At 50.2% G+C, this 25,055-nt stretch carries 17 protein-coding genes and 2 tRNA genes; 13 read left to right on the top strand and 6 right to left on the bottom strand.

Translation table 11 applies throughout. From position 1 onward, the window contains the following. The first annotated feature begins 121 nt into the window (after positions 1-121). The 3 genes from serC to uvrC all read left to right on the top strand — a co-directional run bounded on the left by serC (position 122) and on the right by uvrC (position 4,755). The gene (gene serC, locus ACI77B_RS00370) at positions 122-1,219 is read left to right on the top strand and encodes a 3-phosphoserine/phosphohydroxythreonine transaminase (RefSeq protein ID WP_409336854.1); all 1,098 of its coding nucleotides are present in this window, start codon (positions 122-124) and stop codon (positions 1,217-1,219) included. A gap of 104 nt (positions 1,220-1,323) precedes the next feature. After that, a complete protein-coding gene (locus ACI77B_RS00365; RefSeq protein WP_409336853.1) occupies positions 1,324-2,799 on the top strand; it encodes a D-alanyl-D-alanine carboxypeptidase family protein in 1,476 nt (491 codons plus the stop codon). 48 nt (positions 2,800-2,847) lie between these two features. After that, positions 2,848-4,755 (top strand): excinuclease ABC subunit UvrC, encoded by a 1,908-nt coding sequence (gene uvrC, locus ACI77B_RS00360; protein WP_409336852.1) that lies wholly within the window; start codon positions 2,848-2,850, stop codon positions 4,753-4,755. A gap of 1,811 nt (positions 4,756-6,566) precedes the next feature. On the opposite strand, the gene ACI77B_RS00355 is transcribed toward uvrC, so the two are convergent. Both ACI77B_RS00355 and ACI77B_RS00350 read right to left on the bottom strand, forming a co-directional pair. Further along, entirely contained in the window at positions 6,567-6,905 is a 339-nt protein-coding gene (locus ACI77B_RS00355) for a 4Fe-4S dicluster domain-containing protein (RefSeq protein ID WP_409336851.1), read from the bottom strand. Beyond that, positions 6,898-8,886 carry an FAD-dependent oxidoreductase gene (locus ACI77B_RS00350; protein ID WP_409336850.1) on the bottom strand — a complete coding sequence of 663 codons (1,989 nt, stop codon included), beginning with the start codon at positions 8,884-8,886 and terminating at the stop codon, positions 6,898-6,900. The genes ACI77B_RS00355 and ACI77B_RS00350 overlap by 8 nt, the downstream gene beginning before the upstream one ends. 445 nt (positions 8,887-9,331) lie before the next feature. Here ACI77B_RS00350 and ACI77B_RS00345 point away from each other — a divergent pair, with 445 nt between their 5' ends. Next, positions 9,332-9,973 (top strand): GntR family transcriptional regulator, encoded by a 642-nt coding sequence (locus ACI77B_RS00345; protein WP_409336849.1) that lies wholly within the window; start codon positions 9,332-9,334, stop codon positions 9,971-9,973. A gap of 150 nt (positions 9,974-10,123) precedes the next feature. Here the strand turns inward: ACI77B_RS00345 and ACI77B_RS00340 are convergent, their stop codons facing one another. After that, a complete protein-coding gene (locus ACI77B_RS00340) occupies positions 10,124-11,146 on the bottom strand; it encodes a M42 family metallopeptidase (protein ID WP_409336848.1) in 1,023 nt (340 codons plus the stop codon). A 224-nt stretch (positions 11,147-11,370) separates the two neighbouring features. Between ACI77B_RS00340 and ACI77B_RS00335 the strand changes: the two genes are divergently transcribed. From ACI77B_RS00335 to ACI77B_RS00320, 4 genes are all read left to right on the top strand, one after another. Next, positions 11,371-12,888: an MFS transporter gene (locus ACI77B_RS00335; protein ID WP_409336847.1), complete on the top strand. Its 1,518-nt coding sequence runs from the start codon at positions 11,371-11,373 to the stop codon at positions 12,886-12,888. A 1,532-nt stretch (positions 12,889-14,420) separates the two neighbouring features. Then, positions 14,421-14,723, top strand: coding sequence for a DUF1292 domain-containing protein (locus tag ACI77B_RS00330; protein ID WP_409336846.1), 303 nt, complete (start codon positions 14,421-14,423; stop codon positions 14,721-14,723). A gap of 117 nt (positions 14,724-14,840) precedes the next feature. Continuing rightward, positions 14,841-16,220 (top strand): NAD(P)/FAD-dependent oxidoreductase, encoded by a 1,380-nt coding sequence (locus ACI77B_RS00325; protein WP_409336845.1) that lies wholly within the window; start codon positions 14,841-14,843, stop codon positions 16,218-16,220. A 403-nt stretch (positions 16,221-16,623) separates the two neighbouring features. Beyond that, positions 16,624-16,709, top strand: a tRNA-Leu gene (locus ACI77B_RS00320). 232 nt (positions 16,710-16,941) lie between these two features. Here the strand turns inward: ACI77B_RS00320 and ACI77B_RS00315 are convergent. Then, entirely contained in the window at positions 16,942-17,847 is a 906-nt protein-coding gene (locus ACI77B_RS00315) for a LysR family transcriptional regulator (protein WP_409336844.1), read from the bottom strand. 262 nt (positions 17,848-18,109) lie between these two features. On the opposite strand from ACI77B_RS00315, the gene ACI77B_RS00310 reads away from it, so the two are divergent. Both ACI77B_RS00310 and ACI77B_RS00305 read left to right on the top strand, forming a co-directional pair. Next, a complete protein-coding gene (locus ACI77B_RS00310; protein ID WP_409336843.1) occupies positions 18,110-19,048 on the top strand; it encodes a DMT family transporter in 939 nt (312 codons plus the stop codon). A 309-nt stretch (positions 19,049-19,357) separates the two neighbouring features. Beyond that, positions 19,358-19,852 (top strand): QueT transporter family protein, encoded by a 495-nt coding sequence (locus ACI77B_RS00305; protein WP_409336842.1) that lies wholly within the window; start codon positions 19,358-19,360, stop codon positions 19,850-19,852. A gap of 793 nt (positions 19,853-20,645) precedes the next feature. On the opposite strand, the gene ACI77B_RS00300 is transcribed toward ACI77B_RS00305, so the two are convergent. Together ACI77B_RS00300 and ACI77B_RS00295 are read right to left on the bottom strand one after the other, a co-directional pair. Then, positions 20,646-20,721 (bottom strand) — tRNA-Pro (locus ACI77B_RS00300). 623 nt (positions 20,722-21,344) lie between these two features. Further along, entirely contained in the window at positions 21,345-21,887 is a 543-nt protein-coding gene (locus tag ACI77B_RS00295) for a nitroreductase family protein (protein WP_409336841.1), read from the bottom strand. 337 nt (positions 21,888-22,224) lie between these two features. On the opposite strand from ACI77B_RS00295, the gene ACI77B_RS00290 reads away from it, so the two are divergent. From ACI77B_RS00290 to tig, 3 genes are all read left to right on the top strand, one after another. Further along, the gene (locus ACI77B_RS00290; RefSeq protein WP_409336840.1) at positions 22,225-22,731 is read left to right on the top strand and encodes a hypothetical protein; all 507 of its coding nucleotides are present in this window, start codon (positions 22,225-22,227) and stop codon (positions 22,729-22,731) included. 66 nt (positions 22,732-22,797) lie between these two features. Next, a complete protein-coding gene (locus tag ACI77B_RS00285) occupies positions 22,798-23,433 on the top strand; it encodes a CYTH domain-containing protein (protein ID WP_409336839.1) in 636 nt (211 codons plus the stop codon). 214 nt (positions 23,434-23,647) lie between these two features. After that, on the top strand, positions 23,648-25,027 hold the full coding sequence (tig, locus tag ACI77B_RS00280) for a trigger factor (protein ID WP_409336838.1): 1,380 nt from the start codon (positions 23,648-23,650) through the stop codon (positions 25,025-25,027). Positions 25,028-25,055: the final 28 nt, after the last annotated feature.

Below are 25,055 nucleotides of genomic sequence, written 5' to 3'. Positions count from 1 at the left end.
CGTAATAATGATGTTATAATCATGTGCGTTAAAACAAAAACAAGCGGACAGGAAATTGTCCGCAGAGGTGGGTACAGCAAATCCCGCCATTCCAGCTTTTTTAATGGTCAGGAGGAGACAGATGACTGCTTACAATCGAGTTTACAATTTCTCTGCGGGTCCGTCGATGCTTCCTCTGGAGGTTCTCCAGCAGGCAGCACTGGACATGTTCAATTATCATGGAACAGGCGAATCAGTGATGGAGATGAGTCATCGATCTCCGGAGTTTGATGCAATTATCAAGGAAGCCGAGAAAGATCTGCGTGATCTTCTGCACATTCCGGATAATTACCATGTCCTGTTTCTGCAGGGCGGCGGCACACTTCAGTTTTCCATGGTCCCTTTGAATTTCCTCAGAAAGTCAAAGAAAGCCGACTATATTATCACCGGAAACTGGGCAAACAAGGCATACAAGGAGGCCTGCAAATTCGGCGATATCCGGATTGCGGGAACCTCAGAGCCGGATAATTTCACCTATATCCCGAAACTGAAGAAAGAGGACTTCCGCGAGGATGCGGATTATGTCTATGTATGCTATAATAATACTATCTATGGATCGCACTATTCGTACGTTCCGGACACGGGAGACATTCCGCTGATTGCGGATATGTCCAGCTGCTTCCTGAGTGAAGAGGTCGACGTGAGCAAGTTCGCCATGATTTACGCAGGCGCCCAGAAGAATGTAGCGCCGGCAGGCGTTACTATCTGCATTATCCGTGATGACATGCTCGGATATGCGGCAGATGACTGCCCGGTCTACCTGAACTATGAGACCCACGCAAAGAAAGATTCTCTGTATAACACCCCGCCGTGCTATAACGTGTATATCGCGGGACTGGTGTTTAAGCATCTGAAGAAGCTGGGCGGTCTTTCTGCCATGCATGAAATCAATGTCCGGAAAGCAGATAAATTGTACGCGTATCTGGACTCAACCGACTTCTACAAGGCTCCGGTCGCTCCGGAGGACCGTTCACTGATGAACGTGGTATTTGTAACCGGCAGCAAGGAACTGGACGCGGAGTTCGTTGCGGGCGCTAAAGAGCAGGGCATGATCAATCTGAAGGGCCACCGCAGCATCGGAGGCATCCGTGCAAGCATTTACAACGCGATGCCGGAAGAAGGCGTGGACAAGCTGATTGCCTACATGAAGAAGTTTGAGAAAGAGCACGCGCAGAAATAAATCATTCTGCAGAAGTGACGCACGATCAGGGCTGGATCTGTTCCAGCCCTTCATTTTTTTGTATTTACAAAAAGTACACGAGCAAGGAAATACAGGGAAACTCGATGAAGCAGAAGATCAGGGACAAAAGAAAAATCGCAGGGAAGACAGCCGTACTGCTGCTGGTTATCGTGCTTGCCGTTCAGCTTTTCTCCGCCGGCGGGGTAGTTTTTGCCGCAGGAAAAATGGAACAGGCAGACAGCTGGAAACAGGCTTCTTCTGCGCAGTATTCAGGACGTACTGCAGATGTGAAAGGGGCTGATTCAGATATGTTCAATCTCAGGCTCAGAAAAACTGCCGCGGCATCAGACCCGCTTAATCTGACGGCGGACAGCGCTATGGTCTACTGCGAAAACACCGGACAGACCATCTACGCGAAAAATGTCGATGAGAAGGAATATCCATACAGCATCACAAAATTGATGACGGCTCTGCTGGTGGTTCAGAAGTGCCCGCTGGATAAGAAAGTTACGGTGTCCAAAGCCGCGGCCTCTCAGGGAGACAGCACGATTCACCTGAAGAAGGGAGAAGTCGTGACGGTCGAGGAGCTTCTCTACGGCGCTCTGCTGAACTCCGGAAATGATGCGGCCTATGCCCTTGGCGAGGCGGCCTGCGGGACCGGAAATATGAAGGATTTTCTGGACCTGATGAACCAGACAGCGGAAAATATCGGCTGCAGCCACACACATTTCTCTAACCCGAATGGAATTTCCAGCAAAAAGAATTACACAACGGCTTCTGATTTTATGAAAATCGCCAGAGTCGCACTGGCCAACGACACCGTGCGGAAAATCGCCGGGACAAAGCGCTATCATATGACGGCAACCAATAAAAGCAAGGGCAGAACCTTTATCAACCACTGCAGCCTTGTAAGAAGGTCATCTAGCGGAATTGTCGCAGGAAAAACCGGGAACTGGAAGGGAAAGGGCTGCAGCATTGCCGCTGTTTATAACAAGAACGGCCTGGAACTCTGTATCGTCGTTCTTAATGATTCAGAACTGACCCGGACTTCCGATGTGAATAAACTGATCGACTATGCAAAGAAAAAGGTCAAGGGAATCTGCGCGGTTAAAGCGGGAAAAAATGTCGGAAAAGTCCATGTCAACGGCGGCGCGAAGACGAGTCTGAAAGTATATACAGCGGAAAACGGGTATGCCTATCTTCCGAAGGAAGGGTCAAAAAAGCTGATTAAGGGAAAGGCGGAAATTGACCAGAGCCTGAAGGCGCCGGTGAGGGCCGGGCAGGAGGTCGGCTCCTATAAAATTTATGTCAACGGGGAACTGGTTAACAGCATTCCGCTGGTGGTATCAGAGGGAACAGGAACGGGATGGTTCCCGTCAAAATTCGGAATTTCCAATTTTGCAACCGTTGTCATCACCGTGATTCTGATTATTTTATTTATCTGCGGAATCGGAATTGCTGTCGCGCGGGCAAAGGCCAGAAAGCGCAGAAAACGCGAGCGGCAGCGCCGGATTGAGCGGGCAGCGAGAAGGAAGCTGCTGGAAGAAAAAGAGAAGGACGAGCGCGGCTGGTGGTTTTAAGGTATTGCGTCCCTGGCGTCTGCTTTTCGTCCAAAGCTGAGGAGGATTATGTTTGACATTGAAGAAAATCTGAAGAAACTGCCGGACTGCCCGGGGGTCTATCTGCATAAGGATAAACTGGGCAGGGTCATTTACGTGGGAAAGGCGATCTCGCTGAAAAACCGTGTGCGGCAGTATTTTCAGTCGTCCTATCAGAACAGCAGCCCCAAGGTCAAAGCACTGGTCCAGCACATCAGCGAATTCGAGTACATTACCTGCGGCAGTGAAATGGAAGCGCTGATTCTGGAGTGCAACCTGATAAAGAAGTACATGCCGAAATATAACGTGCTGCTCCGCGATGACAAAACTTACCCTTATATAGAGGTAACGGTTACGGAACCCTATCCGCGTGTTCTGAAGACCAGGCGGCTGCTGAAGGACGGAAACCGTTATTTCGGACCCTTCAGTGACGCGGGGGCGGTCAATCAGATCGTGGAGCTTCTGCAGAGGATGTACGCGCTGAAACGCTGCAGCGCCACCGAGTTTCCGGACAGTCACAGGCCCTGCCTGAACTACCACATTCAGGCCTGCAGGGGCGTCTGCACGGGGCAGGTGGACCGAAAAGCGTATATGGAGTCCATTCAGCAGATTATCGACTTTCTGTCGGGCAAAGACAAGCCGCTGGTGCAGGAGCTGGACCGCCGGATGCGCGAGGCATCAGAAGACATGCGCTATGAAGAAGCCGCCAAGTGGAGAGACGATCTGCTGGCGGTGAAGGCGCTGAAAGAAACCCAGCGCGTCACCATGATTAATGATCAGGACTTCGATATCGTTTATGCGCTGAAAGACGCGGACCACGCCTTCGTCGTGCTCTTTCCGGTGCGCTCCGGAAAACTCAGCGGGCGCGAGACTTTCCAGATTCAGGCCGATGAGAGCGATTCACGGAAAAACATGGTTTCCGCCTTCATCAAGCAGTATTACAGCCAGTGGGCCACCGTGCCGCCGGAAATCCTGGTGGAAGAAGAGCCGGATGAGAAAGAACTGCTGGAAGAATTCCTGAGCCGCGACCGGAAGAAGGTTCACATTCTGGTGCCAAAAAGAGGAAGCAAGAGGGCACTGATGGATCTGACGCGCCGCGACATCAATGAAATGACAAAAACCATCGAAGACCGCGCTTCCAGCCGCCAGGAGCGGGAACGCCTGGTTTACGATGAGATGCAGAAAGTCATGCAGACGGGAGGATTTACCCGTGAAGAGGGACGCAGTGGAAAGCCATACCGTGTCGAATCTTACGATATCTCCAACACAAACGGCGTAGATTCCGTCGGCGCCATGGTCGTGTTCGAAGGCCTTGAACCAGTGAAAAAAGACTACCGCCGCTTTAAAATCCGCACCATCGAAGGCGCCGACGACTACGGCAGCCTGCAGGAAGTCCTCTACCGCCGCTTCCGCCGTGCCCAGAAAGGCAGCCGCGGCTTCCAGACCCTGCCGGACATCATCCTCATGGACGGCGGCCGCGGCCAGGTCACCGCGGCACTGAAAGTCATCCGCGCACTCGGCCTCACCGTACCCGTCGCCGGAATGGCAAAAGACGACCGCCACAGGACCCGCGCCCTCGTATTTGAAGACGGCCGCGAAATCGACCTGGCCCATCACAGCGTCCTCTTCCGCTACTGCGGCACCATCCAGGAAGAAGTCCACCGCTTTGCCATCGACTACCACCACAGCCTGCACAGCCGCAACTCCTTCCACTCCGAGCTCGACGATATCCCCGGCATCGGCCCGAAACGCCGCAACGACCTCCTCTACTACTTCAAGTCCGTCGACGCCATCCGCAAAGCCAGCGAAGACGAACTCATGCAGGTCCCGTCCGTCTCCCGCCAGGCCGCCGAAAACATCATCAGCTACTTCGCCAGCCATCCCGCCGGCAAGACAGAATTCGGCAGTGGGACCGTGACGTTTATGGAAGAAGATTAAAAGGGAGGTTTCCGAGTGAAAAAAGAAAATCCGAAACCTGAGGATTGTTTTTATAGGATAGTTCCGCCAGGTTTGGGAATCGGATGGCGGAACCGCTGATTATATTGAAGTGGTTGGTTTCCGAAGTTTCGAAATGGAGTTCGGAAACCTTCTTTGTAATTGAAATAATTGGAAAGGGAGGGCTTCCGGAATGACAGCATGCAAATCCGGAAGCCTTTATTATATGAGAGATGAGGAGAAGGAGGATTCCCGCCGGTCTGGTAATGAAGGGCGGGAATCAGGTGATTGTTCAGAAGGAGGGTTTCCGAGTATTAAATTGGGAATCGGAAACCATAGGATTGTTTTTATAGGATAGTTCCGCCAGGTTTGGGAATCGGATGGCGGAACCGCTGATTATATTGAAGTGGTTGGTTTCCGAAGTTTCGAAATGGAGTTCGGAAACCTCCTTTGTAATTGAAATAATTGGAAAGGGAGGGCTTCCGGAATAACAGCATGCAAATCCGGAAGCCTTTATTATATGAGAGATGAGGAGAAGGAGGATTCCCGCCGGTCTGGTAATGAAGGGCGGGAATCAGGTGATTGTTCAGAAGGAGGGTTTCCGAGTATTAAATTGGGAATCGGAAACCATAGGATTGTATTAAAAGGAAGATTCCCGCCAGGGGTGACGTGCAGCGAGAATCTGATGTTATCTGCGGTTGAGGGAAAATATAAACACCGCAGCTGTGAGAAGATGAAGAAAGCATGAGTAAAAAGGTATACTGTATACGTACGTGTATGTTACAATTGCCTTTTTCGGATAAGCAGGAAAAAGATAACTATCCGAAAGAGAAGAATAAAGATCGGATAGGCGCGGATGCCATTGAAATGGATAATCGAAAAGGATTAAGTTGATGGTAAATAGTAGATCTGCATATTTATTCTTATATACAAATATTTATCGGATGCTGACCTCGGGAAATAACATAATAATCACGATTTCCCGAGAATATTTTTGAGGTGCTCGGGAAATTGATATTAAAGAGGGGAATTCCCGAGGCCGGTCCGGTGAAGAAGTGCAAAAACGGGGGCAACATCAGATCGGATTTCTTGGCTTTGCGTTCGGCTCTTCGGGAATCCGGTGTTAAATGGAGCGATTCCCGAAGTATACGGGGATGATGTATAAAAGTCGATACAATACAGGAGAATGTCTGTTGCCGTTTGTATTCATCATATTCATTTCCTGTTGAGATTTTGTTTCACCTCGGGAATTTCATGATTATATACGATTTCCCGAGGATAGAATTTTCAAGTTCGGGAAATCATCCGTTTTCGGTGAAATTCCCGAGCTTCAGCAGTTGGAAGAGCGGCAGAAAATGGTACATCTGGGTATACTGCACATTGTATACCTAAACTATCCCCCGTTACTTGTATAATCATATTTCCGACGCGCCAGGCATTAGGATCGTCGGAAATAACCACACAGAGAAGCATGCAGGCTGAGCAGGGTGAGGGATACTGCACACTGTATACCCTGGGCTTTTTCCCCCTGCCAAGTCCGCCCGTTACCTATACCAGATAATTTCCGACGCGCCAGGGATCAGGATCGTCGGAAATCACCGCCAGAAAGCAGATTCTCCGACAGAAATTTTAAAGGGTCGGAGAATCGCGAGAAAGGAAGAAATTTCCGATGCGCCAGGCATCAGAACCGTCGGAAATAACCACCTGAAAGCGCATTCTCCGACGGATCATTTTCATTGTCGGAGAATCGCGAGAAAGGAAGAAATTTCCGACGCACCGGGCATCAGAACCGTCGGAAATAACCACCTGATTATTTATTTTTGTCGGATCACCGGAACGAATTTACTCTGGTTGATCAGGGGGTGCTGAAGGCGGATGGCGCCTTCGATCGGGCATTCCATGACGCAGGCGCCGCAGTACATGCATTCACCCGGGTACATGACGATTGGATGCCGGCCTTTTTCTTGGGAAGGGACGAGAAGGTCGCACTGGCAGGCTCTGGCGCAGCTGTTGCAGCCGATGCAGAGGCTGTCGTCAAAGTGCAGGGGTCGGGCGCTGCAGGGAACGGTGCTGGCGGTCAGTTCTTTTCCCTCAATATTCTTGAGGGTTTCTGATGTATCTGTTGTTTTGTTCTGTTTGATTGTGTTATTCATAGTATTTCACCGCCTCCCGGATGTAGTCCTGGTTGCAGCTTTCGTAGGACTGTTCGATGTCGCCGTAGTAGTCCAAGGGAATTTCACCGCGGACCGCTTTGCCGTCTTCTTTGTGTATGGTGATGAAGGCGCGGTCTTTCTGCGGGTCTTCTTCTGGGAAGTCGCTTCGCTTGAAATGAAGCGGCTCGGAGCTGGAATGGCGCATTCTGCAGGCTTCCAGGATCATTTCTGATACGTCGAGGATATCGAGAACTTCATGGATACGCATAAGGTCATGCGGATTTTCTGCGTGAAGCTGCGGGACGGCATCTTCGCGGTAGTTGTGGAGGAGATCCAGTCCCTGAAGGAGAAGGTCTTCGCACTTGATTTCTCCGCAGTAGTTCTGCATACATTTGGAAATAGCGAAGTTCAGTTCTTTCCAGCTCATATCGCCGTCACCCGTCATCGGGGCCAGGAGGCGGCGCTGTTCATCGGCGCACTGTTTCTGAAGGTCGGTGTCCCGCTGGAATTCCTGTTCGTCGAGAAGGGAAGCGGCGGTTGTGCCGGCTTGTTCCGCAGCATAGTCGGCTGCTTTTCTGCCTGCGTAGTATCCGGTTGCGGACGCGGCGCCGCCGCAGTCCATGGCGAAGAGCTGGTCGCCGCCGGCAAATACACCATTTACGCTGGTCATCAGGTCCCAGTCGGTGATGATTCCGCCTGGCGCGCCGAAGAGCTGGCGTTCCTGGCCGAGGAAGTCGCCGGACTTCCAGCCGTTTCCATAGCTCTGGAGCATGTCTTTTTCCGGATCAAAGCCCTTTTCTGTGTAATACTGAAGAACCGGAACTTTGGTCCGTCCTTCTTCTCCGACCATCATGCCCCAGATGACGCGGCGCTCGTCTTCCGGCATTCTGCTGAGATCGGCATAGAATGGCAGTTTGTAGCCGCGTTTCATCAGCTCATCGAATGGCATGGTTTCAGGTCCTCTGTATTCATATTTTGGATTGTCGATGACGCCGCCTTTGAGGAAAAATTTCTGTCCCGGGGCAGGGCGGAAACGGTCGTCGACGTTTTCCAGGACCTTACCGTCTCGGTCGAGGTATGGAATTTCCATGCCTCTGGCATCTACCATGGTCGCGCCGTACCAGGTATTATGGTTGTTTCCGGTGCTGTAAGGCGGAAAACTTCTTCCGGCGGCGGAAAACTCACCGCGGACGGATTTTTCCATCATGGTGAAGGTCACGCCGGAGCGGAATCCCATGGCGTGGCCGCTGCCGATGCTGTTCATCGGGCGGAATTCACACAGTCCAGGAAGGTCGGAACTGAAGAGCCAGACTCTTGCCGGGCGGGACATGGCCAGAACCGTGGATTTCGAAGAAACTGTGATGAAGCGTCCGGTGTGGACATTCATTCCGCAGGCGCCGACGCCGATTTTCTTCTTGCCTTTTGTTTTTGTCAGAAGGGCAGTGGCTTCCGTGCGGTCCAGAATCTTCACGCCCAGCCGCAGGCATTCTTTATAGAGGGCAGGCTTGAATCCGCTTCCCCAGATCCTGAGTGTATAGCGGTTAGTGTAGTCGTAGGCGTACATCAGTTTCGTTTGGTCGTCACGGAATGCGGCACCCTTGAATTCATCCTCCGTGTCGCGGATTTTTCCGCCGAACTGCTCGATGTCCAGGAGCCGGTCCCAGCCCTCGCGGCATTCGATGTAGTGGGCGATGCCGTTGCTGTAATGATCCTGCTCGTTGATGTAAGCTTCCGCAACTTCCTTAGGAGTGAGGAGGCAGCCCGGATTGGTGCAGGCGGACTCCCAGTGGTCGAAGCCGCTTCCCGCCGAACCTGCGTGGGCGGTCGTGCCTTTTTCCATCAGAATGACCTTCTGGCCTTTTCTGGCTGCGGCAATTGCGGCGAAAGTTCCTGCAAGGCCGCCGCCGAGAACCAGCACGTCGCAGGTCAGATGCTGCGATGCTCCGATTTCGTTGGGATAGGGCCATTTATACTGAGTCATATTCTTTTCCCCCTTTCGATGAGGTTTGTGACAAAATTCAAACAGCAAGTCTATCCCGCCTTGTATTCGTCCAGGCATAACAAATGGGTCTTCAGTCAGTGGTTTTCCGGCATCTCTCTCGTTACCCGGACAGGCAGGCGTAAACTTTTGTTATTTCTTATCTTACCACCATATTACGCAAAATGCAAAATACATTTAATTCTGACAACAATTTGTTTTAAAGACGGTTTTAGCTTGCTGATCCCGGTGCCTGAATGCGTTTTGTCCAGAAAATGCGTGATCCTGAAATCCGGAAAGCCGCGGCAGAAAAGATGAGTGTAAGGGGATGTAACGATTATTACGGAATACGGTTGTAAACAGAATTGTGAAAGTGTTAAGATATACACATCGTTTTACAGGATACATCGTAATATCGTAATATCGCTGCACGGAGGCAGGACAGGCAATGAACGGACAGATAAAAACAGTTACGGAACAGATTTACCAGGAAATACGCAATGCTATCATCAGACAAGAAATTGCTCCTGGGGAGAAACTGACGATCAAGATGCTGCATGAGCGCTATGGTGTCAGTTCATCGCCGATCCGGGAGGCTCTGACCCGTCTGCAGCAGGATGGTCTGATTGTTTACCGGCCGAATATCGGTATGCGGGTGGTTCAGCTGAATCGGAAGGATGTTGAGGAGATTTACGATATGATCACCGAACTGGATTCCGCGGCCATGCGCTTTGCCATGAGAAAGTCCGATGCGGACGCCTGCCTCAAAGATCTGCGTGAGATTCAGCAGGAGATGGAGAGTACGCAGGATTTTCAGCGCTGGCAGAAGCTCAGTGACGATTTCCACCAGATTTTCTATAAGTACGCGGATAACAGCCGGCTGAACGACGCCTCCCGCAGGATTCTGCTGCAGCTGACGATCTTATCCATGCAGTACGAGCAGAAAGAAGAAAACCGCGAAGAGATCGCTCAGGGCCACCAGAAAATTCTGGACGCCCTGACAAAAGGCAGTCTGCAAGAGGCCGACCAGCTCCTCCGCGAGCACCTGGATGCATCCCGGCAGAAGGCATTGGCTGCGATTGGAGAATAGCAGCAGGGCAGATTCTGGTTTGATGAATATTGAAGGGCGCTGCACGATGCTGGCCAGAACATCGTGCAGCGCCTTTAACAATTTTAGAAATATTTTCCGGATATTTCTGGAGTTATTATGATATCCTGGCGGCTGACTTCTTCTGTTTTCCTACCACTCTTCCTCAAAACGGAATGTCCGGAAGGCGTAGCGGTCAATCAGCTGAATGGCGGCTTCCAGATCGGATTTCGCAATGACGGAGCTCTGGCTGTGCGGGAAACGGTCGATAATGGAAATTCCCGCTACGCGCACGCCCCAGCCGGACTGGTTGATGCTGCTGGCGTCTGTGCCGCCTCTGTCCATGACATCACGCTGATAGGAGATATTGTTTTCTTTACAGCAGGCGAGCATTTCGTCCACCAGATATTCGTCAAGCATAGCGGATGGATTTCCGATGGTGACCCCGACGCCGTTTCCGACCGCATTGGCACCTTTCAGGTCGTTCGGCAGATAGTGGTCCGGTGAGACATCGACGGAAATTCCGATGTCCGGGCGGATTCTCTCTGCGGCAACGACGGCGCCGCGGCATCCGACTTCTTCCTGAACCGTGAAGACGTAATATACATCGTTCGGGGAAGTTCCGTCATTCATTTTCAGCGCTTCGATCAGGGCAAAACAGCCTGCCCGGTCGTCGAAGGTCTTGGCGGTGATTCTGCCATTTGCCATTTCATGCCAGACGCCGATGAATCCGCAGTAGTCGCCGACCCTTACGTACTTTTCCGTGTCTTCCTTCGATGTGCAGCCGATATCGATGTAGAGCTCCTGTGCGCGGTTTTTCGATTCCTCCACTGGAATGTCGCAGCCGACTACACCGATCGTGCCGTTCTGGAATACGACTTTATCGTTGTAGGCTGAGCAGGTCCAGGTCCAGCCGACGGTGCAGACTTTGATTCTTCCATCGGATTCGATGTGGGTAACCTGCAGGCCGATTTCATCCATATGAGCCGCGTACATGATTTTCTTTTTGTCCGGAGAATCCTTTCCGCGTTTCAGAACGATCAGATTCCCCAGAGCATCCGTAAGCATCTCGTCCGCATAAGGACGGACCAACTCGCGGATCAGACTGCGGACACGTTTTTCTCTTCCTGACACACCCCAGGTCTGGGTGAGCGTTTTCAGACCTTCAACATCCATAATCAATTCCTCCTGTTATAAAATTCCGTATATTGCCTCGATTATTCATGGGGATGGTTTGATTTCTTCCTATCGTAGCAGATTAATGTGTATTTTTCAATGGATTCAAAAATATATTGTGACTTGACAACAAAAAAACAAAATGTATAATTAGAATTAAATACAATATTCGATTATGCATTTTCGATTATTAATCGGTTATCAATTTCTCAAAGGGGGATAACATGGACAAGGACATTAGCAGAGGCGCCGGAGAAACTGCAGACAGTATCGGCACTTCAGAAGTCACTGCTGAAATGAATACCGCTGCAGCTGTAAATAGCAGCGGGTCAGCTGGAGGAGTCGGAGGAAATGAAGGAAAAGTTCCGGTAAAATTAAAGTTCGCTTTCAGCGTCGGAGAATTCAGTAAAGCAACACTTCAGATACTGAACGCATATTTCCTTCTCTGGTTTTACACCGATGTTGCCAAAATTCCGGCAGCAGCGGCAACGATCATCATGGTTATTGCTAAAGTCTGGGATGCGATTAATGACCCGATGATGGGCGTCATTCTGGATAAGACCAGATCAAAAGAAGGACGCTGCCGTTTCTGGCTGAAATATCTGTCCGTACCTGCAGGTGTATTCATCATCCTCAGCTATACGGCTCCGGGACTCAGCAAAAACGGCCTGATTATCTGGGTCGGCATCACCTACATCTGCCAGGGCATGGCGCAGACCATCACCAACGTCCCGTTTAACACTCTCCTGGCCAGAATCACCTCAAACCGTGACGAGCGAGTCAGAATCGGCCAGTGGCAGGGAATTGGCTCTACCATCGCCAGCACCGTGATAACCGCCAGTGCCATTCCAATCGTAAAATGGATCGGCCACGGCGACCAGACCAAGGGTTTCTTCGCCTTCGCAGTCGGCTGCGGCATGATTTACACAGCTGGATTCTTGTTCGTTTATTTTGCCAGCAAGGGCTATGAACCGACCTACGATCAGGAAGCTCCGATCATCAACAAGGAAAAGCACAGTGTCGGCTCTCTGGTCAAGGCAGTTCTCTGCAACAAGTATGCGCTGCTGGTGTGCCTGATTAATATCTTTTTCCTGATTTACAACTCTCTGAACGGAACATCCATGATGTACTACTTAAAGTATGACCTCCATGATACAGGCCTGATGAGCGTCTACTCCGTGCTGACCTCCGTGATCAGCTTCGCCGCCGTCGGCGCCATGGGAGTTATGGGCCGCAAGTTCGGAAATTCCAAGACCTGCGCGCTCGCCTGCCTGATGCTGGTCTGCAGTTTCGGCACGCGTTTCCTGACCCACGACAGCATCCGTGTCGTCCTGTACATCTGCTGGGGTGTTGAGGGAATCGGAACCGGCCTGTTCGCTTCTATGATTTACCAGTGCGCACTGGACGCCATGACTTACGGAAAGTGGAAGACCGGCATCGACAACCAGGGAACCATCATGTCTGTCTACACCTTCGCCCAGAAAGTCGGCCTCGCCGTCGGCGGCGTTATCTGCAGCGGACTCCTGGCCGCCTTCCATTACCATGGCGGCGCCGCAACACAGAGTGCAGTCATTCAGCGCCTCTTCTTTGCAGAAATTGTAACTATTCCGGTGATCATCTTCATCGGCCTCTTCTTCCTGTTCATGTATCTTTCCACATATGAGCACGAACTCCCGCGCATGAGGAAAGAGATTGCAGAACGCGAGAAAGCCGAAGGCATTGCCATCCCGATCGTCGAGTAGTCCCTCCGGCCTTCCAGTGGACAAAATCCACCCGGCAAGAAGACTGCCTGGAATGGCGCCCGCCAGACTGTGTAATGCAGAAGGCGGGCGCCTTTGATAATCCTGGGATTCCCGCCAGTCTGGTGATGAGAGGCGGGAATCTGATGATTTCTCGAAATGGAGGGTTTCTGCCCGGCTGGAAGTGTGGGGCAGAAACCCTCTGATCCCTGCCTATGGAAGAGTAAGGGAGAGAGTCCAGAGGCAGGTGTTGTTGTCCCTCCGGGAGAGTGGCTTTCTGTGGAAGGAAAGATGAAACCGAAGGTATACTGTATATATTTTTATGCGTTATGGGTGATTATTTCGGATGAGCGTTAAATGGGCTGCCTGCCTATCCGAAAGATGTTATTGTACTGGATAATCAAAGTGGGCAAAGTTTATGTAATATAGTAAATGATGCGTGACGTGTATATACATTCGTAAAATTACATTTATATTAATTGCCGGCCTCGTGAATTAAAATAATAATCGCGATTTCCCGAGGATATTTTTCAGGTACTCGGGAAATTGATGTTAAAGAAATGAATTCCCGAGGCCGGTCCGGTGAAAGAGTTCGGGAATAGAGGCAAAATAGATCGGATTTCCGAACTTTGTGTTCTGCTGTTCGGGAATCCGGTGATAAAAGGGGCAATTGCCGAAGAACACAGGAAATAGTGTGTATAAATTAATACATTTTAGCGAAGTGCCTGCTGCCGATTATATTCATCGTATTCATCTTTCGCTGAAATGCTGTTTCAGCTCGGGAATCTCATGATTATATGCGATTTCCCGAGGATCGATTTATTAAGCTCGGGAAATCAGCTGTTTTGGGTGAAATTCCCGAGCTTCGGCAGTTGAAAGAGCGGCAGAAAATGGTACATCTGGGTATACTGCACATTGTATACCTAAACTATCCCCCGTTATTTGTATAATCAAATTTCCGACGCGCCGTGTCTCGTAACCGTCGGAAATCACCGCCCAAAGGCGGATTCTCCGACAGGAATTTTATAGAGTCGGAGAATCGCCTGAAGAGAAAATATTTCCGACGCGCCAGGGATCAGGATCGTCGGAAATAACCACACAGAGAAGCATGCAGGCTGAGCAGGGTGAGGGATACTGCACACTGTATACACTGGGCTTTTCCCCCTGCCAAGTCCGCCCGTTACCTATACCAAATAATTTCCGACGCGCCAGGTATCAGGATCGTCGGAAATAACCACACAGAGAAGCATGCAGGCTGAGCAGGGTGAGGGATACTGCACACTGTATACACTGGGCTTTTTCCCCTGCCACGTCCGCCCGTTACCTATACCAAGTAATTTCCGACGCGCCGTGTCTCATAACCGTCGGAAATCACCACACAGAGACGGATTCTTGGCGGGGAATTTTTGTCGGACAGAAATTTACAGAATCTTCACGGCGCGGACGGGCGGGCCGGATTGCAAACGGGCCGGGCATATGATAAAATCTCATTAAATGAGTTAGATCAGCGTTGCAATGATCGAATGGAGGAAATTATGGCAGACGAGAGATACGAACTTGGGAATGAAGTTGAAGATGATGACATCATTACCCTCGAGTATGACGACGGCACCACGATGGAGTGTGAAATTCAGGGCGTATTCCCGCTGGGAGACAAAGACTATGTTGCGTTGATTCCGCATGATGACAGCGATGATGTACATATTTACCGTTATCAGGAATATGACGATGGAACCTTTGATATTGATTCTATCGAGGATGATGCTGAGTTTAAGAAGGCAGCGATGGAATACGATGCGATTATGGCCAGCCAGGATGATGATGAGCCGGAGGAATAGGCCCAGTCGTTGAAGAAAGTTGAGAAACGGACGGGGACTGCTGATGGAGCAGCCCCTGTTTTTCTGTGTCCGGCTGCATTGCTGCGGGACTGAGAGATATGAGGAAAGAGGCAGAACGTGAAACATTATGATGTGATTGTGGCAGGAGCGGGCGTTGGCGGCGTCTTCCTGTCTTATGAGATGACGAAGAAGGAGAATAACGCGAGTGTGCTGGTGATTGATAAGGGCGGCCCGCTGGAGCGGCGCATCTGCCCGATCAAGGCGGGGAAGACGACACAGTGCCTGAAGTGCAAGCCTTGTGCGATCATGAACGGATATGGCGGCGCAGGCGGTCTGTCGGATGGGAAGTACAACCTGACGACGCAGTTCGGCGGAGATCTGCATAAGTACATCGGTGAGAAAGAAGCGATGGAACTGATGTGGTACGTCGACGGCGTGCTTTGTGATATGGGAGGCGCGGACGCGAAGCTGTATTCCACGGCGGATTCTGAGCTGCGGACCAAGTGTCTCCAGCACGATCTGCATCTTCTGGACGCTCAGGTCCGCCATCTCGGCACGGATACGAACGTGAAGATCCTGGAGAATATCTACAATTATGTAAAAGACCGGATCGATATGCTTTTCTATACTGCGGTTGAGGACGTGGATCAGAATGATGACGGAACATTCACGGTTCACACGGAGAAAGAGGATTACTGCTGTAATGATCTGGTGCTGGCTACGGGCCGCTCCGGATCCGACTGGATTTCCAAGATCTGCGACAAATTCCAGCTGAAACAGGAGAAAAACCGTGTGGACATCGGCGTACGTGTGGAACTTCCTGCGGACGTATTCAAGCACATTACGGATCAGGTCTATGAGAGCAAAATCGTTTTCCAGACGGCGCAGTACAACGATCTGGTGCGCACATTCTGCATGAATCCGTACGGTGAGGTGGTTTCTGAGAACACGAACGGCATTGTGACGGTTAACGGACACAGCTACTCCAATCCGGATCTGCAGACAGAGAATACGAATTTTGCGCTGCTGGTATCGAATCACTTCACCAGCCCTTTCCAGGACAGCAATGAGTACGGTGAGGCGATTGCCAGCCTGTCCAACATGCTGGGCGGCGGTGTGCTGATGCAGCGTTTCGGCGATCTGGTGAAGGGCAGAAGAAGCAGCGAGCGCAGGATGGAGAAGTGCTTCACCCGTCCGACTCTGCAGGCGACACCGGGTGATCTGAGCCTGGTCATCCCAAAGCGTCAGCTGGACGATATTATTGAAATGATTTACGCGCTGGATGAGATTGCACCGGGAACAGCGAACGAGGATACGCTTTTATACGGTGTCGAGGTGAAGTTCTATAATTCCCGCGTCGATGTCAATTCCAAGATGCAGACTAAGATTCCGAATCTCTATGCAATCGGAGACGGTGCCGGTGTGACCCATTCGCTGTCGCAGGCATCCGCATCCGGCGTGTATGTTGCCAGACTCCTGGCGGGGAAGTATCAATAATTTGAGTGTTTCATCATAAACACAAGGAAAATCTCTGGAAGTTGTTTCCAGAACTGAGGAGAGACACAGGCGCTCATGCGGCGCCTGTGCATTTTTTTGGTCTTTTTGAAGAACAGGATGCGGCAAAACAGAATGCGCAAGGGGTCATGTGCATGCTGCTCCCGGACTTCAGTGACGATTTTCCATCTGTGTCCTGGCCGGAAGATAAAGTATGGACAGCCTTAAACGCTTGAAACTGCAGGCGTATAGAGCCCGTCCCAGAATTTCATTTACGGAGCTTTGAAAAAAACTTTATTTTTTTTAAAAAAGGGCTTGCATTAATCTGCAGTTCGAGTATAATAATATTCGTCGGTTGGCAAGAGAGCTTAAGAAAAGCGCTCAACCGATTGAAACAACTGAATATGCGGTTGTGGCGGAATTGGCAGACGCGCACGGTTCAGGTCCGTGTGATGAACAGTCATGAGGGTTCGAATCCCTCCAACCGCACCAACGGAAAATCCCGAAATCGTATGATTTCGGGATTTTGCATTATATGGATAAATTGAAAAGTAAGGCGAAACAAGATTGCAGTATACAGTATACCTAAATATCCTTCAACCACTGAATTCTGGCAAAAGAAAACGCTGCTGCACCGAGTGGGTAAAATTACCTCCCTGGCACGGCAGCGTTTTGTCTATTGTCTATTCGCCCGACGCTTCAGCATCGTGGATGGGTGGGGTCCTTACCTCCTCTTATGTATTTCCTCCGGATGATCGCTGAGATAACGGAAAGCAAAGATGCGGAATTTGTTGGCGGCCGGGGACAGCTCTTCCTTCGGAGCGGTGGCTATGCCGATGGAGATGACCGGATCCGGGTCGAGCCTGAGAACTTTCAGGTTCTCGCTGTAAGCGGTCTCAGTGTAGAGGTCGTTGCACATGGTAACGCCAAGGCCGGCTTCTACCATGGCGGAGGCGGAGTAGGTGTTCATGGCGGACATACTGTAGTTCGGGGTGATGTTGTAATCACTGAAGACCAGCGAGTTGTCCGTGACCTGATCCGGGAAAATGTCGATGCAGGGCTCGGATTCAAAGCGCTTCATAGGGAACACGTTCGGATCGTCCAGGGTGTGGACCGGGAAATACCTCGGCACCCAGGCGACCATATGGTCCTCTGGCAGGGGATACCAGTCAAAACTTCCCTTTCTCCAGCTGATGATGCAGAAATCAATCCGGTGCTTTTCAATCTGATCGACCAGAACGGAACTGAATCCCTCCTGAATTTCAATTTTAATGTGCGGGTGCTTTGCGGTGAATTTCCCGATGATCTTTCCGAGAAGTTCATAATAGGTAGAATATGCAGTACCTATGTGAACTTCTCCGACATCCAGGCCCATGATGGTCTGTGCCTGCTCTGTGTACAGTTCACTGAGACGGGCAAGTTCGGATATGATCGGAAGAAGCTGCTCACATTCTTTTGTCGGCGTGACACCGCTGCGGCTTCTGTGGAGCAGCGGAAAGCCGGTTTCTGCTTCCAGGGAAGCCATCATGCGGCTCATTCCGGAAGGCGTGTATCCCAGCTTCTGTGCGGCATCAGAGAGATTTCCGACGCGGATGGCGCAGAGCAGGGCGGCGCATTTATCTGTATCCATGTGATCTCCTTTTGTATTTATCTTGTACTTGATTGCGTATTCGTCAAGGTAAAATTGAGATTGTGTCGCTTTACTCAATGATAGAACTGGATTATATTAAAGTCAAGAAAGAAATTGTGTACACTGCTTTCGATCATTAAAGTGAATTGATGCGTCAACATGTTGAAAATTATTAATTTGAGGCGTAAGGGAAAATATTCTGGGTATCTGGTTCAAATGTCCAGAAACATAATGGAGATAATCAATAGGAGGAATTGTTCTCATGTCTCGCAGAAATGCTGAGTTGCTTTTAATGCTCGCTATCGCTCTACGCGCGACCTCTTTACTGTTCAGTAAGATCGGCCTCGCGGGAATGCAGCCGTACACACTCTTAGGAATGCGTTTTCTGATGGCTTTTGCCATTCTGGTCTGCATCTTCCATAATAAACTTAAACATATTAAACGGAGTACAGTTCTCCACAGTATGATTATCGGCGCAGCATTCACCGTCATGATGTCCTTTGAGCTTCATGCTCTGGAGACGACACCGTCTTCCGTAACATCTTTCCTGGAGAATACAGCGATCGTACTGGTACCGATGATTCTGGTACCGATCCAGCGCCAGCTCCCGAACAGGGGAACGGTAATCAGCTGCATCATGGCGATTATCGGTGTCGGCGCTCTGACCCTGAAAGGCAGCGGCTTCTCCTTCACGAGAGGCGAGCTGCTCTGCCTGGCCTCAGCAGTCTCCTACGCAATGGCCATCATCTTCACCGGAAAGTTCTCCAAAGATGATGATACCCTGCAGATCGGAATTCTGCAGAATGGATTTATCGGACTGTTTGCGATCATAATGGCATTTACCTTTGAGCATCCGGAACTCCCGAAAACAGCTGTCAACTGGGGATGCCTGCTTGCCCTGACACTGATCTGCAGCGTACTGGGTTTCACCATTCAGCCGGTTGCACAGAGATATGTACCGACAGAGACAGCAGGACTGTTCTGCGGACTGAATCCGCTGATCGCCTCCATCCTCGGCATGGCCTTCCTGCATGAGCGTCTCGGACTGAATGGTCTGGTCGGCGCAGCATTTATTCTGGGAAGCATCCTAGTTTCCCATCTGCTGGACAGCAAGAAGCCGGCAGCAGCTCCGACACCAGTACATCAGCGTGTACATGCCATTCACGCCTACACAAGAGCAGCAGACAAGCCGGCTGCTTAATGACAAGGCAGAGGCAGATGGCAATTCCTCTCTGATCGACAAAAAACAGCTTGCAAGAATAAAACTGCATCCATTTGCAGATTGTTCTCCTATATTTTAATATCTCAGACTGAGGGCCGTTTTCCCGCATGGCACGGGGAAATCGGTCCTTTCTCGTTCTGCTGAGGGTTCACCGTGCGTGCTGGAGATCATTCCTTAACCGTAATCAGCCGGCATTTTCACGTTGAAACCCCGTCATATTAATGCTAAAATATATCACCGAGTGTTCGAGACCTTCCACTCGTTAAACAAAACTAGAGGAGATTTAAAATGAAAAACAGAAAAGTATTATTCTTAACACAGGCTGGCCTGATTGCGGCGGTGTATGTTGTGCTCACCGTGCTGCTGCAGGCCTTCAGCTTTGGTCAGGTGCAGATCCGGGTTGCGGAGATGCTGACCATTCTTCCGGTATTTACTCCGGCGGCAGTTCCGGGCCTTTTCCTGGGCTGTCTGATTGGAAATATTGCCGGCGGGGCCGTGCTTCCGGATGTGATCTGCGGAAGTCTGGCTACTCTTGCCGGAGCTTTCTTCACGTATAAACTGAGGAACCGCGGACTGATTATCGCCTGCCTTCCTCCGATCATTGCCAATATCCTGGTTGTCCCATTCGTTCTGAAGTATGCATATGGAATGTCTTTCCCGATTCCGCTTATGATGGTGACGGTCGGCATCGGTGAAGTCGTCGGATGCGGCGTTCTGGGCGTAACCCTGGGAAAGGTACTGAAACGCTATAAAAACGTGATTTTCGGCAGTCTGACGGCGTAGCGGAATTTGAGACAGAACAGCTTATATATGGCGGAGACCGTGTTTCAGGTACCTTATGAAGGATATTGTTTCTTGACGCCAGGTGAAGAAATTCTGACTTCCCACGCCGAAACAGCAGAACGGCAATTTGAAAAATAGATATTTGACGATAACATACAAATAGAAGAGATTATGAAGGTTTGAAGCGGGGCTCTGTCCAGGTGAACACTTGTTACCTGGACAGGGCCCCGCTCGTTTCAGAGCAGATTTCCCGACTGCCAGCTGCACAGAGTCGGGAAACTCTGGCTATTGGGTGATTATCCCGAACGATCTCAGGCATTTTGTATTGAAATCAGTGTAATATTCAGTGAATAAGTATATTGTATACAGAAATGGGCGTTTTTCTTCGGGGAACTCCATTCACTCACGGATTGACGTAGTGTCAATTTGTTCTGACGTCAATCCATCCTGGAGCTAGTTCAGATTCGTTACAGCCTGTCATTATACCCATTCATATATTATTCTGCAGCAAATGCTGTTGTTATCGTATACTGTATACAGTACCAATCTATCTTTTGCCAGTATTTCTGTTTGGCCTGCACCTTCACTCTGTCTGTAAGTCTGGGCTGCTGGCCTGCACCTTCACTCTGCCTGAAAGTCCGGGCTGCTGGCCTGCGCCCTCACTCTGCCTGAAAGTCCGGGCTGCTGGCCTGCGCCCTCACTTTGTCTGTAAGTCTGGGCTGCTGCAGCTTCAAATTACATGAGATAAAAAGACATAAAAAAATCACTGCAGCAGAACTGCAGTGAAATCTGTTGGTCGGAGTGATGAGACTCGAACTCATGGCCTCTGCGTCCCGAACGCAGCGCGCTACCAACTGCGCCACACCCCGACAACAAAACTAATTATAGCACGATCAGGACGTATTGCAAGTGTTTTTTTATTTCTGTAAGAAACTGATAAAGTTTCCATTAAATGGTAACACAGCAGCGGGCGGCTTCCTTAGCAGCAACGGTCTGATTCGGCCTTTAGCACGTCTTTTCCGGAGGCTTTTCTTTTGCTCGTGATGAAGAAGACAGCGCCTGCAAGAATCCAGATCAGGATGGCAGGATCTTGTCTCTGGACATGGAGTACAGCAGACGGCTTGCGGCCATATAATAGCCGATGATGCCGGACAGGATCGCGCAGGTCACGGCGATGCCGAGGATAGCGGTGCCGACTATTCTCTCTTTCTTATTTTCTATGTGCTGAAGTTTTCATGAATCGGTACAGATCACATTATTTCAGATACTGAGGATACGAACTGATTGTACAGTTTAAATGTAAAAAAGCTGTCAAATAGAATTAAAGATTCGATTGGGAAAAGAAAATGAATCCATAAACAGCTGATTTTACATGTGTTTCAGACTGCGTGCGGGTCCGCAGAAAGCCTGCTGCATCGTGAAGCAGACATAAAAAAACCAGCCGCATCTGCGGCTGGCTGTAAGGCTAAAGATATTTTATTTATTCCGATTATTAACGGATGGTCAGAAGATCGTCGACGGACTTTCTCGGCGGCATTTTCGGCTCTTCATCCGGATAGCCGATTCCGATCATTGTTGCGACGATCTGGTCATCTGGAAGATCGATGGCTTCCGCAACCAGGTCCGGGTCGAAAATTCCCATGATGACGGTAGCAAGTCCCATGGCGTTTGCGGCCAGGGTTACGGTCTGTGCCGCGATTCCGGCATCGAAAACTTCCCAGCGGTCTTCCTTCTTGGTGGAATAGCTTCCGTCGCGCTCAAAACCGGATCTTCCATGCTTGATGGAAGGAATCAGCAGAACGCTGCAGCCGTCGATGATTTTCTTGTTTCCCGGGAAATTCATGACGCAGCTGTCTGCGATCTTTTTCTGAATATCCTTATCGAATACTGCGGTGTAGCGGATCGGCTGGCAGTTTTTCCAGGACGGCGCATAGGATGCCAGCTCAATCAGCTGGCGGATGGTTTCTTCTGTGACTGGCTTATCCGTATATTTCCGGACGCTTCTTCTGGTTTTAATGCATTCAAGTGCTTCCATAATCATACCTCCGTACTTGTTCGTACTGTTTTCCGGGCCTTTCCGGGCAGCCGGAGCCAGGTTTTCCGGACGGAATATTCCGGAATTTCCTTGCGTTTTTCTTTTGTCATAAGTATAACATAGTCTGGGCGTCTGTACATGGGAGGAATTCCCGATTTCAGGGAATCTGAATCAGCAGAAAACCGCGGAATGGCGGAGCTTTCGCAGTTTACACAGGCTGCTAACTTGAAGAATATGTGAAATCGAAGGAAGTTGGGGCAGAAAGTTTTGACGGATTGATGCTTAGTGTATATAATAGGAACGCGAATTTAGCGTAAGAGAGGAGAGGGAGTAAGAGATGGAGAGAAGAATTCTGACTTTGCGGTACGGAAAATGGCTTGGGATTCTGCTTGCCTGCATTATGTTCGCAGGAACGGCAGGAGCATTTCCGGTCTCTGTGTCCGCGGCGATATCTGCAGTGTTTGGAGCCGGCTTCTGGATCCTGTTAAAGAGAGAGGAAATCCGTCAGATCGGAAGGGATCTGGCTGTATCGATTAAGGAAGCGGTTGAGGAGAGCTGGAGCGGAGAGCATTTCATTGAAATCAAGAGAATCCGCCGCGGCCTGATTGCCCGCATTTACCTGATTGGACCGCGGGAGAGAATGGAAAATGTCCAGCGCGCAGTGGGAGAAAGGCTGCAGGAGAACGTTTTCCGCGATTATCTCTGGGTGATGCAGATGACCAGCATGAAGAGCAGAGATGACCTGAAAACGGCGCGGAAGATCCTGAACCGCCAGCTTATCCGTTCGCTTGTCGAGCAGGGGGAAGAGAACAAGCAGCAGGAGCATGCCGAAGACGGAAGGTAGACATTCTGCAGGTCCCTGCCCGCCGGGGAGCAGACAAAAATAACTGAGAAGGAGAGGTTCAGCAAGATGGAAATCGAGTTGAAATATTCGATCGAGGATCCGGCCGATATTGACCGGCTGTTCAGCGATCCTGATGTAGAGAAAGCGAAAGATGAGAACAGTGTGGAATCGGTTCCAATGGATGCGGTGTATTTTGATACACCGTCTTTCGCGCTGACAAAGGCACGTATCGCTTTCCGCGTCCGCAAGGAAGGAGAGCGGTATGTCGGCACCCTGAAATGGGACGGAGCGCGCAAGGAAGCGCTTTACCGCCGCCACGAGATCAACCTGACAATCAGCGATCCGGAGCAGCAGAAGCACCCGACCATCAAACTGTTCGAACAGTGTGATCTGGGGGAGCGTCTGGTGAAGCTCGTGGACGGACAGGAACTTGTTCCCCTTGTCGAAATGAACTTTGTCAGAAGAAAGGCGCGCCTGGACACCGGAAAATGCATTATGGAAATGTCCGTTGACCGCGGCGATATCAACGCAAACAAGCAGATGACGCCGATTCTGGAGGCGGAGTTCGAACTGCTGAATGGCGACGAGGACGATATGGTGGAGTTCGCGCAGACCCTTGCCGGCCGCTATAACATGAGTCCGGGAGAAAAGAGCAAGTTCGCCCGGGGATTGGAGCTGATCGGCTTCGATAATGAACAGTAAATTCCGTTTTTCCTCATTTTAGGCGGACAAAAGTCAGATTTGCAAGGAGAAACGGCCCTGAAAACGCCAAAAAACGGTTTAAAATGTTTACTTTAAAAATAAAACCGTGTATAATTAACTAATATGTGCACAGAAGTCACAGACTGAGGTGAGATGAGCGATATCCCTCAGCCGGACCATATGGACAGCATTCTATTTTAGGAGGATATATATAATGAAAACAACACTCATCTCTAACGAGAACAATGAAGCTAAGCTGACTCTGGAATTTGAGGCTGCTGAATTCGATAAGGCTGTTGATGACGCATTCAAGAAGGAGCGCAAGAACTTCTCCATCCCGGGATTCAGAAAGGGAAAGGCACCGAGACAGATTATCGAGGCACATTACGGTGAGGGAATCTTCTTCCAGGACGCAATCGATCAGCTCTTCAGAGATGAATACCCGAAGGCACTGGATGAACTGGATCTGGAGGTTATCGACTCTCCTAAGGTAGATTTCAGCGAAATCGGACATCATAAGCCGCTGACAATGACCATGGAAGTTCCACTTTATCCGGTTGTTGAGGTAAAGGATTACTTCGGTCTGGACGTTGATCAGGACAAGGTAGAGGTTAAGGACGAGGAAGTTGATCAGCAGATCGAGAATCTGCGCAAGAGAAACGCACGTCTGGTATCTGTTGACCGCGCAGCTGTTGAGGGAGACACCGTTCTGCTCGACTTTGCAGGATTTATCGGTGATGACCAGTTCGACGGCGGCACAGCCAAGGATCAGGAGCTGAAGCTCGGTTCCCACATGTTCATTCCGGGATTTGAGGAGCAGCTGGTCGGTGCGACAGCAGACAGCAAGGTTGATGTAAACGTTACTTTCCCTGAGGATTACTCCGTTGAGGAGCTCGCCGGAAAGGAAGCTGTTTTCCACTGCGACATCCACGAAGTCAAGGAAGAGCAGCTGCCGGAGCTGAACGATGAGTTCGCTCAGGACGTCAGCGAGTATGACACAGTTGATGAGCTGAAAGAGAATACAAGAAAAGATCTGGAGGAGACCAGAAAGAAGAACGCTGAGAACGACGCAAAGAACAGCATGGTCAACCAGATGATGGAAAAGAACCCGATCGATGTTCCGGCTGTCATGATCGAGGATGAGCTGGACAACATGGTCCGCGAGTTCGAGCAGCAGCTGTCTTATCAGGGCATGAACATGGACATGTATCTGAAGTATGTTCATTCCGACATGGCCAACTTCAGAGAGAATATGAAGCCGAGTGCAGAGCACCGCGTAAAGAGCAGAGTCCTGCTCCGTTCCATTGCCGCTCAGGAAGGCATTGAAGCTTCTGAGGATGAGGTAAACAAGGAGCTGGAGAATGTTGCAAAACAGTATCAGATGGACGTTGAGGACATGAAGAAGATGCTGAACAAGTCCACACTGAGACTGTTTGGTCAGGACGTTGTCGTACAGAAGACTGTAGATGCAATGTTCGAGAAAGCAAACATCACAGAAGTTGAGCCGAAGAAGCCGGAAGAGAAGGCTGAGGAGGCAAAGGCTGAAGACAGCAAGGCAGAAGACGACGCTGAGAAAAACAGCGATGCGGAGTAGTAAAACGCAGTCTTTTGGGTATAAGGAC

Origin of the sequence: Eubacterium sp. F2, from assembly GCF_046244355.1 — a bacterium.
In the GTDB taxonomy this organism is placed as follows: Bacteria; Bacillota; Clostridia; order Peptostreptococcales; family Anaerovoracaceae; genus Aminicella.
This window is presented reverse-complemented; position numbering and strand designations above follow the sequence as displayed.